Annotated in this window: 13 protein-coding genes and 1 tRNA gene; all 14 read right to left on the bottom strand. The window is 32.5% G+C overall.

Annotated features, from left to right (window positions below; genetic code table 11):
* Positions 1-63 precede the first annotated feature (63 nt).
* Positions 64-1,074 carry a helix-turn-helix transcriptional regulator gene (locus ES711_RS08635; RefSeq protein WP_146892624.1) on the bottom strand — a complete coding sequence of 337 codons (1,011 nt, stop codon included), beginning with the start codon at positions 1,072-1,074 and terminating at the stop codon, positions 64-66.
* A 129-nt stretch (positions 1,075-1,203) separates the two neighbouring features.
* The gene (locus tag ES711_RS08630) at positions 1,204-1,869 is read right to left on the bottom strand and encodes an NUMOD1 domain-containing DNA-binding protein (RefSeq protein WP_146892622.1); all 666 of its coding nucleotides are present in this window, start codon (positions 1,867-1,869) and stop codon (positions 1,204-1,206) included.
* Positions 1,856-3,283 carry a primase-helicase family protein gene (locus ES711_RS08625; RefSeq protein WP_146892620.1) on the bottom strand — a complete coding sequence of 476 codons (1,428 nt, stop codon included), beginning with the start codon at positions 3,281-3,283 and terminating at the stop codon, positions 1,856-1,858. The genes ES711_RS08630 and ES711_RS08625 overlap by 14 nt, the downstream gene beginning before the upstream one ends.
* 147 nt (positions 3,284-3,430) lie before the next feature.
* The gene (locus ES711_RS08620; RefSeq protein WP_146892618.1) at positions 3,431-4,198 is read right to left on the bottom strand and encodes a hypothetical protein; all 768 of its coding nucleotides are present in this window, start codon (positions 4,196-4,198) and stop codon (positions 3,431-3,433) included.
* A gap of 187 nt (positions 4,199-4,385) precedes the next feature.
* Entirely contained in the window at positions 4,386-4,664 is a 279-nt protein-coding gene (locus ES711_RS08615) for a hypothetical protein (protein WP_146892616.1), read from the bottom strand.
* Positions 4,665-4,692: 28 nt separating this feature from the next.
* Complete coding sequence (locus ES711_RS08610) at positions 4,693-5,673, bottom strand: DUF3871 family protein (RefSeq protein ID WP_146892614.1); 981 nt, start codon at positions 5,671-5,673, stop codon at positions 4,693-4,695.
* A complete protein-coding gene (locus tag ES711_RS16505; RefSeq protein WP_246139154.1) occupies positions 5,648-6,091 on the bottom strand; it encodes a hypothetical protein in 444 nt (147 codons plus the stop codon). The genes ES711_RS08610 and ES711_RS16505 overlap by 26 nt, the downstream gene beginning before the upstream one ends.
* 82 nt (positions 6,092-6,173) lie before the next feature.
* Positions 6,174-6,539 (bottom strand): AAA family ATPase, encoded by a 366-nt coding sequence (locus ES711_RS16500; RefSeq protein ID WP_246139153.1) that lies wholly within the window; start codon positions 6,537-6,539, stop codon positions 6,174-6,176.
* Between the two features lie 99 nt (positions 6,540-6,638).
* Positions 6,639-6,983 (bottom strand): hypothetical protein, encoded by a 345-nt coding sequence (locus tag ES711_RS08600; RefSeq protein ID WP_146892612.1) that lies wholly within the window; start codon positions 6,981-6,983, stop codon positions 6,639-6,641.
* A 162-nt stretch (positions 6,984-7,145) separates the two neighbouring features.
* Positions 7,146-7,523, bottom strand: coding sequence for a hypothetical protein (locus ES711_RS08595; RefSeq protein ID WP_146892611.1), 378 nt, complete (start codon positions 7,521-7,523; stop codon positions 7,146-7,148).
* A 243-nt stretch (positions 7,524-7,766) separates the two neighbouring features.
* Entirely contained in the window at positions 7,767-8,639 is an 873-nt protein-coding gene (locus ES711_RS08590) for a hypothetical protein (protein WP_146892609.1), read from the bottom strand.
* A 427-nt stretch (positions 8,640-9,066) separates the two neighbouring features.
* Entirely contained in the window at positions 9,067-10,272 is a 1,206-nt protein-coding gene (locus tag ES711_RS08585) for a site-specific integrase (RefSeq protein WP_146892607.1), read from the bottom strand.
* Between the two features lie 230 nt (positions 10,273-10,502).
* A tRNA-Asn gene (locus tag ES711_RS08580) sits at positions 10,503-10,576 on the bottom strand.
* Positions 10,577-10,772: 196 nt separating this feature from the next.
* Positions 10,773-12,116 carry an RIP metalloprotease RseP gene (rseP, locus tag ES711_RS08575; RefSeq protein ID WP_146892605.1) on the bottom strand — a complete coding sequence of 448 codons (1,344 nt, stop codon included), beginning with the start codon at positions 12,114-12,116 and terminating at the stop codon, positions 10,773-10,775.
* Positions 12,117-12,160 lie beyond the last annotated feature (44 nt).

Raw genomic sequence — 12,160 nt, 5'->3', positions numbered from 1 at the left:
CAATTACTATTTTCTAATTGATTTCGGAGCAAACTTAAATTGAATGTGTGCATTCAATCTGCATTAATTATAATTATTTAGATTCTGTTGAATTCTATGTGTCAATAGTTCTTTAAAATCAATGGGGGAAATAACTCTAATATTTTCACCAAACCCCAAAATAACGCTTTCCAATTCACGATTAAGAAAAACCTCGATTGAAAATGTGTAACCTTTATCATCTTCTATAATGGTCTTTTGAGATCCATGCAGTGGTTTGGTCTTTATATAAGGTGCCAAACCAGGATTAGCAATTAATTCAATTTTCGTGATGCTATTGTCTTCTGGTATCGTTACTCCAATTACATCATCAAAATATTCTTCAAAATCCACAATTGAATTAGGCACAAATTTCTCGCCTGCTTGCTCAATTGAATCTATTCGATCCAATGCCAAATTAGTTAAATTTTCAAAATGTTGGTTTTTACCAAATAAAAACCAACGCTTATTATATTGCTTTAAATGATAGGGATGGAATATGACACTGTTGGGCTGTTCACTCTTGAAAGAGTGGTATTGAATAAGTAAAGTTTTGTTATATATGATAGCATTGAATAATTCTGATAGATGTTCAATCCCTTTTAAATACTCATTATTGTCGAAACTCATGACTTTTTCAGACTGTTTGGACAGGCTAAAAGTTTGATCCAATTTTGGCAATAACTCTTCAATCCACTCAAATTGTGGCAAGCCTTTAAATCGACCTAAAACCATCATTGCAGATTTGAGTTGCTCTGCCTCCATTTGATTCAAGGGTTGGTTATTGATTGAGAAATTTAAATCATCATATTGATAATAAACAGTTCTACCTCGCTTTGTTTTCACAATAGGAACTGACCAACCATGTTCTGATTGCATAAAATTAATATCTTCATACAATTGTCGTTTTTGTATACCATTGGTTTTAGGATCAAATTCTGATAATGCATCATTACATTCTTCCAATAAATCCTCAATGTTATATTGTTTTCCTGGATTTCTAAAGCATCTATCAAGTACCTGATAGCGAATAATGGCATGTTTGGTTATAGACATTGATATTAATTTTCAATAAATGTATCAAAATATGTGCATACCAACTGCAAACATGCATAAATAACTTTTGCTGAAGTTCGTTAGCCAAGTAATGCTGTTGTCAAAAGAAAGGTGCCGAAGCACCTTATCTTACTTGTATTTCCATATAAAACCTCCGCTTTTCTCACGTTCATTCCTACATACCCGACTTATAGATGTTTTAGATAGCCCTGTCAACTTACTTGCATCCGATACGGAATTAAACTCATTTATTAATTTCCCAGAATGAGAATATTGTAAGACTTTTTTCTTTCTTAAATCATCTGTTGGATTGAAAGGCACGCTAAAATTATAACTCCAATGATAGCCTTTACAGGTTTTATTTTGACCCATACATGCATTTCCAATACTTGTTTTAGCTGCGTTAACTGCATCTGCGGCTTCACTTAATGTTGGATAAGTATTTACTAGACTTCCATCATTAATTTTATATTGATATACAGTTTTTTTAATGCCACCTCCCGAATCCGAATTAAAGCCATTATTCTTGGAATCAAAATTTGCAATGTATTCCTTTTCCATTCTGGCAAGATTATCAGTTGTGTTAGCAGTGTCTGTTTGACTCCATTCAAAGGCATCAGGTCCATGTGTTGAAATAGCCTCATAAAATCTTCCCTTTTCGCCTCGTTTCGCACGTTCTGTATGATCCAATTCTCTTTGATGAATAGAGCCTGTTGTTGCTCCTACATAAAATTCACCTGTGATTTTACATTCTACTGTATAGATGATACCGGCTGATTTTTTATTCTTCTTCATCGCTCAACTCCTCTTTAATAGATTTTAAATAAAATTCATATCTCTCTCCAACTTTCCGATCCTCATATATAATTCCGTTATGTTTTGCATACGCTTTCATCCATTTGGTCATTTTATGGGGAGACATATTATTCCAATATATAAATTCTTCTATAAATAATTTTAAAACTATATCCTTACTAATCCATTGGTTCAATTCTACAAGACCCATTTCCATAAACATGACGAAATCCTCTGAAGTTATATTAATCAACCCATTCTTTTTAAGATTTATAGGTTTTGCATGTATTAGCCCATTGCGCAAATATATTTGTACACAATGCATCATAAATGCATAGAAATTATTCCATTCTTGATCATCCCAGCCTTCAAAAAAATAATTACCAAAATCATCTGCGGGAGTATAGGATTCACTATAATGATTAGACACTTCAAACTCACACCTCCTTCTAATATCGGTACTACCTCCTGTACCACCTACTATATGATTACTAGAAATACATATTTTAGGAGCATCACTAGGAGAAATATATACTTCTGCTTGATATTTTTTCTCAACAGTAATCCCTGTTGTAATCATAGAATATAAAGTCTCCAATGAGAAATCTTTATTTACATCATCATAAAATATCACATCTGTTGTGCGGTTTATACGTTGATTCTTAAACCAGCTATTTGATTTTATATTTTTACCATCCATAACAGAAACTTCCCTACATTTCCCAATGGCGCTTAGCAATAAACTTTTCCCTGTTCCACCATTCGCAGTACCATCAAATGAGATGTTTTCATCAATAAAAATTATAGCTCTAGCATTTCCTGGATCCTGATTCCGATGAAGTAAATATCCTACCAATGTTTTCAAAGCCAAAAACCTATCCTTGTTCTTTCCTGATAGATTATAGCAGAAGATTTGAAACTGTGAAGGGTGTTGTGCAAGCAATGGAAAACATTCCCGTTGTATAATTCGGGATTCCCAAATTTTACCTTCGATATCCTCGCGTAATATGCTTCTAGTAGATTTTTTGCCAACTTGACAACTTAAATTCTGAAAATGAAACCAACTACTGTCAAATTCATCTTTATCGTTTACCATTTCTACAGTATTCAAAAAACGAAGTTTAGCCTTTGAAATGTAACCTGAAGATCCTCTTATGAATGCCTCGTAAACATCAAGCATTTTTATTTTAATTAAATATGCCTTTACAAAATCTACAATTGCATGATCCGCAATCTCTCTAACAGTATTGCTTGATTGTTGCACCAACAGATAGTCAGTGCTTGAGGTTTCTGCCTTTGCAAAACCAGATTTTGAAATAAACTCTATGAGTTTACTTTGAATAATAGTGACTTTTCCCTTGTCATCTATGGTCCAGAACTTTAGATTGTCGCTTGTTTTTACTTCTTTTAACATTATGCTTGATTTTTAAATATTAAACATGACTTCCAACAATTGAGTCTAGGATGCATAATGCGACTCAATTATTCGTCATGCAAATATTTAAAAATCAAGCATAAACCGAGTATAGATTATGGTGCAGGGAATTGCACCTACTTGCTATCAATGCTTTAAATGTTCTAGTAATTCATTTATCTCTTGTTTTGAGGTTACATTCCAGTTAGATCTTTTTTGATAGTGAGTAAGTCTATTTCGAAAACTAGATGTTAAAGGTTTATTTTTAACAAGAAAATGCTTATTCATGAATCTTGCTAGCTCCTGCATTGTAATTGCGCTTATTTTATTTTCATTATGTAAGGTGGAGAATAATCGCGCCAAATTTTCTCGACTAATATTAAAAGACAGTTTTGCGGAGTATTTATCATTTATTTCAGCAACCTTGTCAACAATATGATCTCTTATTTCCAGGGATGCTTCATTGAGATGGTTCTTGAGTTTCTCGACTAAATGTTCTGTCTTAAAAATCGCTTTTTGAAAATCAATTAACTCTTCCTCTAATTCATCATAAAAACTTATTTTTTCTTCCAAAGTATAACGCTGCTCATTCTTACGTCTAATTTCGACTTCTCCAATAGCCTTCAACTTGGCGTCATTGATTGCCTTAAATAAGTAATCTTTATAAAAATTTAAGGATTTCAATTTTTCTTTATTATAAATTAACAATTGAGAATCGACACCAGTATATTTATAAGAATCCGGGTAATTAGTAAACTCAAAATCGAAAACTTCAATGTTCTCAAGCTCTTTCCAAATAGTACCATCTAAATTATTACCATTATGAAGTTTAATAAACTTCAATTTAATTTGGTTAAATTTTTGTTCATCCAATAAATCGTGAAGTTTCAAATTTGGTATTTCTAAAATAATCATAGTTGTAGTTTAATGGTAGTGAAAAAGGTATCTCTAGACACCTTCGCCACCCCCCAAATTCATTTTCAGTGGTTTTCTTTAAAGGCTAAACCATCTCAAAAGAACGATAATTTCATAAATAAAATTAGAAATTTCAAACAAAATACAGCATAAAGCCAATCTATAGATGTTACTTTTAGCTATTACATTATAGCAAATGGGTTAAAATATCAAAATGGTAATAGTAATAAGCCTTATTATTTATTATAAAGACTGTAACACTAGTATCAGATAGCTTTATTGCATCAACCTTAACCAGATTACCAATGGACAGGTTGCCAACATCATTCTTGACTTTTACAGTGATTGGGCAATACAACGTTTTAAGTTTTCCATACCATGTAATTACCATTATACTTCTGGGCGAACAGTATTTGAACAGTTCTGCCAATTCTTCATTTTTCATAATTTTATAATAAAGGCTCATACGAAATGAGCCTTTTAGCTATGGTTAATTAATTTAAATACCAAACAGATGTTCTGTTATTGAGTGAATTTGACAGCGCTTGAGTTATCTCGTGCGCATTGAGGCTTCTATCTAAAAAAGTGTCGATATAACTGCTTTTATTGGAACTTGTTAATAAATTGAAAAAATTCCACAGTGTGATGTCTCCATTATCTTCTCTACAAAAACTATCATCCTCGTAATACGCTCTGGCAACATTGTTAATTTGACCATCGTTTAATAAAAACGGCAAAATCTCGACTTTTTCCTTTTTGGGCAAGTAATTATAAAGCCTACATCTACCTATCAATTGTGCAAACTGCCTTTCAGAAAGCTTATGCTTTGTAAGTGCCTTCATGCTCTCTAAATGATATTGCATTTGATAAGAACCAATTGCTTCCAAAATTTGCTTTTTTAGATCTTCTAAAGACCCTACTCTCATTTCTCCAACGTATCCATCAGAAGTCACACACATGTTGCAACAGACCATATTTTGAAAGCCAATAAAAAACTTAAATTTCTCAAAAGTCTTCTTGCTGTAAAGATTTTCTTGATTGTACGCCCTTACACCCCCTAAAGTCAATTTTACTAAATTTCCATTTATCATTTCATAAACATCGGGTATTTCAATTTTAAACATCATACGCTCATAATAGATGGTCTTTTCGTGTTCTTTTAATTCCTTGACGGGTTTACCAATAGCCGAAGGTATTCTGCCCTTTACTATGTGACTTACCCTTACTTCTGGCATACTGACTGCATAATCACTAAAAATGCTCTTGGCACAATCATACGCCGTACCTATAAATTCTTGATGTGATATTGTACATTCATTATCCTTTGAAAAAACTGGAATTGTACAATCAGTTTTAAGATGAGAGAGGCTAACCTCTAAAGTGTTAGCCTCAATAAATGCTTTATTAGTGCCTACTACAATTTCTTCTTGTGGCACAATAATGCTATGCCTATTTTGCGTTTGTAATAATTCCATTTTCTTTAAGTTTTTCTGGTTCAATAATTTCTGAATTTGGGACAATTTCATAATGTACGTTTTCAATGAAGTCTTTACGTTCCATAAAATCTGACATTAATACCGTTTGATGGTTCGGGTATTTTGAATAAATATGTCGCAATCCCTCTATGGTCTCACACTCATTTATTTCTTTACGTGCTGTATCCAAGTCTGTTCCGTTATTACACCAATCCATCAGCTTTCTGCCTGTGGCTGCATTCATGATAAACTCTGGTTTATTCATAAACAAACCAGTCCTGTCCTTTGAAGATCTAACTAAATGATTTTCATTGATCAATTCAAAATTTACAGTTAATTCATACTCCCAACCTTCACGTGTAATCTCTTTTAGACCATGTTTTGTGACTTTAGTCTTTCCACTGCTATCTTTATCCATTGAGTAATCAACCTTTGTTCTGGCGGTTGTAATGACGTGACAACTGGATTCTAATATTTTATTGACAAAACCTTGATGTCTTTTAGTTACAGGAGCCCAATTTCCCGCCTAATTGATCATGAATTTCTAAGCACCCTCCTGCTCCTGTCCATTCATGTGTGATACTATCAATAATGATAACTTCCATTTTGGCTTTTTCACAAATTTCAATGGCTGCGATATATTTTTCAGGTGAAAAAGGTGCCTGTAATGTAATGGTATTGTAACGTCCCAAGTGTGAATAAAGGCTGGCAGAACCATTTTCTGTATCTATGACTGCTATTTTTGTGTAGTCATTAGTAATACCTTTAGCAAGTAATAAAGCAGAATATGTTTTGCCAAAACCTGAAGGACCTGAAAGACCAATTCTCAATTTAACTTGCTGTCTTTGTGCTTGTTGTAATTGCATAATTAATAAGTTTTATGGATTAAACCAAATGTTGGTTATGAAATATAATTGCATAAAAAAAGAGCCACTAATGGCTCTTTTGCGTTGACTGTACTGACTTTACAGCACTTCGGAATCTTCTAATACATTGGCAAGATCATGTGTCAATGCACTGTCCTGGTACTCCCATCGATGCTCTAGCTCAATGATCTCTCCTGTCTCAGGAATGGCATATTCGTAAGGATCTGTTTTAATCTTCACAATCTCTCCTGGAAATTGCTGACCAATGATCTGCTTACACGTCTCTTCATCAAAAGTTGATGGAACAGTACAGGTTTTTGCTGTAAAATACATGCGTCCAGTTTTTCTACTTTGCACTGGTGCTATTCCACCTTGCAAAACCAAAACAAAAAATGCATCCCCTGTCTTGGTTTCTCTTTTCTTAAAATCTTTAATTGTTACCATGATATGTTATTTAAATAAACAATGGCGAGGCACTATGCCCAGCTCCAACTTAGGGAGGGGTGTTCGTTTAATTAACAATCACTCGTGACTTTATAAAAATTTAAAAAAATTAAAATTATTTTACTTTAAGACTTGATTATGCAAAAATCTAGGACAGGCTGGTTATTTAGGATATTCATCAGTTCTAATAGCTGAACTCCAATGAGGCGCTATAGTGCAGATATCTATTCTGGCAATCTTATTATTGTTTTCCTCAATTAAAATTAGGGCTCCTTTATTATCTTTATTTCCCTGAGATAGAATAATACACGGGTCCTGACTATTTTCAGATAAAAAGCCAATTTCAGCATGAACAAGATTATTACTTACACGAATAGCATCAAATTTCGCTCTTAAATAGTCCATAACGTTAGCTTTACCTACAACAGGATCTAGCACATTTTGACTTTCATAAATTATATTGTCTTCCAGAATGGAATCTAATAAATCATGATCTAGCTTGTTGTAAGATTTGGCAAGTGCCCTAATTGAATCTGTCATATTTAAAGTTAATTTTCTTAGATATAGGAAGACCTAAACAATATTATCTCTCATTTTTATAGATTAAATTTAAGTTTAGAACGGTAAATTTTCTTTCACATTTCTTCCATAATTTTGATTCAATATCCTTTTCTTTTTTAATCAAATAATAATCAAATAATTACTTAATATTTTTAAATAATTGAATCTATATTGAATACGAACCATAAAGAAATTGATTCTATATCTCATTTTTATATTAAATTATTTATCATAAGTAATCAATTCAACTCCTGATTGTCCATTAATCTTAGTGTAGTTTATTCTAGTTGGGTATTTGTTCTCGTCATATTGGTAGCTAGCAGAATATAATAATTTTCCGTCTTCATACACTTTTGTCACATTATTTTGAAAAAGGTTATTCCCCATGTCATCTGCTTGTAAAACATCTAAACCAGTACAGGTATTTAAATTAATGAGACCATAACTCTGAGCCAATAAATTTAAGGGATTAGGGTTTTCATCATATTCAAATGTATAAGTTACTAAGCCCTCAGATGAATTAGATGGATAAAATCTCTTTTTACTAATGCTGCTTATTTTTCCTTCTACATATTTAAATATCAATTTTTCCGTTAAATCAGAATTCTGAATTACACATTCAATACTTTCCACCTTATTATCAGCATTATATATGAAATTATAATCTGAAAAACCTCTATTATGTTGCATTTTTACAAGTTTCTTATTCGAATACACATAATCGAAATAATTAGTGTGTATATTTTGCTTATAAGATTCTAAATCAAAAGTTTCTGGATTAAAATTATCTCCCGTTAAATTCGTACTCCCTTCATAACCTCTTGAAATTCTTCCATCATTATTATATTCATAATATAGCAATTGACCACTACAATCATCTAAATAAATATAAGTCAGCTTCCCATTTTTATAAAAAAATTGAGCACCCTTTTGATAATCCTTTGGATTTTGATGTTCTATCTTTTTAATGTACTGTTTTATTTCAATCAACGGTTTATCATCAATATCAGAAGTTTCTTTATCCGTACTACATGACATCATTAAAAATGACACTAATATTAATAAAATGCTGAAATTTAAAATTTGGTTTTTCATTCTCTAAAGTTTAAGTTAGTCTATTTGGCGATTTATAAGTGTTCTATGCGTTATAAAGTTAACACTTGAGGGTTTCCTTATTTTGTTTTCCTCAATCTAATATGTTATTTTTCTTACGAAAATATAAAATTTGATGACAGGTGCACAATTAAATTGATTTATATCTAATCTGTCTATTTTGATCCATTCCAGTATAAATAAATTAACTTCAATATTTGGACAAATCAGCAATGATTGGGTAGTGCAGAAAGTAGTTCTTATAGACTACTAGCTCATTAAGGTTTTACATTTTTTCTCAATTAGGTAAAATAAAACAGCCAAGTCTAACACATTCTACTGATTATTTTAACTTAGAGAAACTTGACATGTTTATTTACCTATTTTATTCGATTTATAATAAGAATGATGGTAATTAAATGATTTGCTTCTATTGCAAATTCTTTTTCAACTTTTCAATTTCTATACTTATTTTCCTCTGTACAATCTTACCATAACTGTCTTGAGTAATCTTCATATTGGAATGCCCAAGTAGCTCACTTACTATTTCCATTGGCACATCATTATATAACAATACTGTTGAAGCGAAGGTTTTTCTGGCAGTATGTGTGGTTAGATTTTTATCTATTCCAGTGAGCGCGGCAATTTCTTTTAAATATGTATTATAACGCTGATTGCTAATTTTAGGGAATATCCTACCAATACAATTCTGGTAAATATTTAGCACCTCTATAGCTTTTGGTAAAAGTGGCACCGAAAAAGGTTTTGATGTCTTTTCCCTCATCATCTCAATCCACAAATTACCATCAAATCCTTTAATAATGTGTTTGCTTTCTAAATTTGCAATTTCATGATACGCCAACCCCGTATAACATGAGAAAATAAAGAGGTTTTTAACCAGCTGTAATTTTGGATGATCAAACACCTTAAATTCTAAACGGCTTAATTCATCAGTATCTAAAAAAACTACAATAGGTTTTACTGTTTTCGCTTTATACAACAGAAATGGATCTTTTTCTAAGAAACCTTCTGCGATAGCAATTTTAATAGGCTTCCTGAATCTTTGAAGAGACTTGTTTATAGTGATTTGCTTTTGGTTCTTTTCAACCATTAGATAATATTGAAAATCGTACAAGAATTGCAACTGCAAACTTTTTAAAGGATAGTCACTTACTTTGAACTTCCATTTTATAAAAGATTGGACATCATTTTTTACATAATCAAACTTCTTCCATGTTACAAATTTGATTTCTTTACCAATCAGCTTTTCCTGAGACGTTAGAAACTCCTGGAAAAATTGTACCGTGTCATATTCCTTTTGAATGGTCTCGCCTTTATATTGCTTATAAACATCGCGAACGGTAAATTCATTTTGATTGATTTGAAGTTCCAAAAAAGATTGATTCAATTTCAAAGCGATCAATTGCAACTGCTTGTTTAAATAATCATGTTGGCTTGATGTTGAAAGCACCTGTTGGTTCTTAGAAACCCAGAATTTAGGGTTTACGAAAAGTCCAGTATTAAAAGCATGTCTTTTCTCTAGATATGTCAATCTACAGGACAGTGGACACTTATTGTTCTTGTTGATTTTTGCTTTGACAATAACAAAGCGAATAGATAATTTGTTTTTATTCATGACCAAAAGTTTTAGTTAAACGATTGGCATACATTTAGGACACTTAAAAAGTGGTAACCTTTTCTTATTTTATGGTAACCTAATAGGTAACCTTTTATATAGAAAAAGTTGGCAAGTTGTCATTTGATCAAATTATCTTAATAGTCCTATTGAACCTTACAAACACTGATAAAAATTGAAAACCTACCAAAAACAAAAAAGAGCTACATTTTCATGTAACTCTTTGTTTGCTCCTCCTCTTGGGCTCGAACCAAGGACCCTCTGATTAACAGTCAGATGCTCTAACCAACTGAGCTAAGGAGGAAGGTTAATTAATATAATTTAGCTTTCTTGATTTATCATGATTTTTTCAATTCCTGATTACAATGCGGCTTTTATTTATCTCTTAAAGAACGTTTCCAAAAGTTCTATCTGAACTAGGGAATAAGGTTTAATACCTTATTTTGAGGTTGCAAATATATTGCTATTTTTGACTTGAACAAAACAATTTTGAAAAATTTTTAGTCTGTTACTGCTTTAAAAATATCATTCCCATTGGCGAATAATACTAACATGATGATAATCACGAATCCGACCAATTGTGCACGCTCTAAAAACTTTTCTGAAGGTGCACGACCTGAAATCATTTCGTAAAGTAAAAACATGACATGTCCACCGTCTAGTGCAGGAATTGGCAACAAGTTCAACACCCCCAACATGATGGAAAGGAACGCTGTAATGGACCAAAAATACTCCCAACTCCATGAGCTCGGAAACACATCAAAGATGGCTTTAAAACCGCCTACACCTTTATAAGCGCCAGTACTCGGACTGAAAATCATTTTTAATTGGGTGAAATATCCGGTAATTTGGCTTGTGAATTTGTTAAAGCCAATGCCCAAACTTTCCCCAAGCGAGTATTCATTCCTTACAATATCAAAATAACCCAACTTTGCCCAATCATCCGGTGAGCCCCCAATGACAACTCCTAATTTACCCGACTCATCAACCTGTAGATCCAAACGTTTGGTTTGACCATCTCTTAAAATTTCTGCAGTAACAGTTTCCTCTTTAAATTCTTTTAAAACGTCTTCGGCTTGATCAAAATATTCCACTGATTTACCATTGATAGACTTCACCAAATCCCCTTTCTTAAGATCTGCCGATTTATTTAAAGAAGTATCGCTCACAGCCTCTACTAAAAATGGTCTCCTTAAAGTGAATAGCCCACCTTCGTGCTTATTTGTTGTGAGCTGACCTAAAAAGTCTTCTGGCAAGCTGATGGTTTGCTCCGCACCATCACGTTCAAGAGTTACCGTTTCAGCACCAATCAGATTGGTATTGATATCTGAATACTTGACTACCTTATTACCCCCAACGCTCATGATTCTATCGCCAGTTTTGAAACCTAAATCTGTTAATAATGGGTTATCAATTAAATACCCGCCCTTGATGCTTGCTACAGAAATATCAGTATCGCCATAAGTAAACGCCATCACAATATAAATCAGTAAGGCCAATACAAAGTTGACCGCAACTCCACCTAACATAATAATCAGACGCTGCCAAGCGGGCTTAGCACGAAATTCCCAAGGTTGTGGTGGTAATGCCATCTGCTCCTTGTCCATACTTTCATCTATCATTCCAGCAATTTTTACATAGCCTCCAAGGGGCAACCATCCAATTCCGTAGACGGTATCGCCAATCTTTTTCTTAAATAGACTGTATTTGATATCAAAAAACAAGTAGAATTTTTCTACGCGTGTTTTGAATAGTCGTGCTGGTATAAAATGTCCAAGCTCGTGTAATACGATAAGCAGGGACAAACTCAATAAAAATTGAGAAATTTTAATAATAAACTCCATTGATAGTATGTCAGAAAAAATTATAAGGCACAAAAGTAATCTTT

The organism is Gelidibacter salicanalis (assembly GCF_007997285.1).
In the GTDB taxonomy this organism is placed as follows: Bacteria; Bacteroidota; Bacteroidia; order Flavobacteriales; family Flavobacteriaceae; genus Gelidibacter; species Gelidibacter salicanalis.
Note: the sequence above shows the minus strand (reverse complement) of the source record. Positions and strands in the feature narration are given on the sequence as shown.

Coding starts and splice junctions, on each gene's coding strand:
- ES711_RS08635 (WP_146892624.1), bottom strand. CDS start 1,074: ATGTCTATAACCAAACATGCCATTATTCGCTATCAGGTACTTGATAGA.
- ES711_RS08630 (WP_146892622.1), bottom strand. CDS start 1,869: ATGAAGAAGAATAAAAAATCAGCCGGTATCATCTATACAGTAGAATGT.
- ES711_RS08625 (WP_146892620.1), bottom strand. CDS start 3,283: ATGTTAAAAGAAGTAAAAACAAGCGACAATCTAAAGTTCTGGACCATA.
- ES711_RS08620 (WP_146892618.1), bottom strand. CDS start 4,198: ATGATTATTTTAGAAATACCAAATTTGAAACTTCACGATTTATTGGAT.
- ES711_RS08615 (WP_146892616.1), bottom strand. CDS start 4,664: ATGAGCCTTTATTATAAAATTATGAAAAATGAAGAATTGGCAGAACTG.
- ES711_RS08610 (WP_146892614.1), bottom strand. CDS start 5,673: ATGGAATTATTACAAACGCAAAATAGGCATAGCATTATTGTGCCACAA.
- ES711_RS16505 (WP_246139154.1), bottom strand. CDS start 6,091: ATGGATAAAGATAGCAGTGGAAAGACTAAAGTCACAAAACATGGTCTA.
- ES711_RS16500 (WP_246139153.1), bottom strand. CDS start 6,539: ATGCAATTACAACAAGCACAAAGACAGCAAGTTAAATTGAGAATTGGT.
- ES711_RS08600 (WP_146892612.1), bottom strand. CDS start 6,983: ATGGTAACAATTAAAGATTTTAAGAAAAGAGAAACCAAGACAGGGGAT.
- ES711_RS08595 (WP_146892611.1), bottom strand. CDS start 7,523: ATGACAGATTCAATTAGGGCACTTGCCAAATCTTACAACAAGCTAGAT.
- ES711_RS08590 (WP_146892609.1), bottom strand. CDS start 8,639: ATGAAAAACCAAATTTTAAATTTCAGCATTTTATTAATATTAGTGTCA.
- ES711_RS08585 (WP_146892607.1), bottom strand. CDS start 10,272: ATGAATAAAAACAAATTATCTATTCGCTTTGTTATTGTCAAAGCAAAA.
- rseP (WP_146892605.1), bottom strand. CDS start 12,116: ATGGAGTTTATTATTAAAATTTCTCAATTTTTATTGAGTTTGTCCCTG.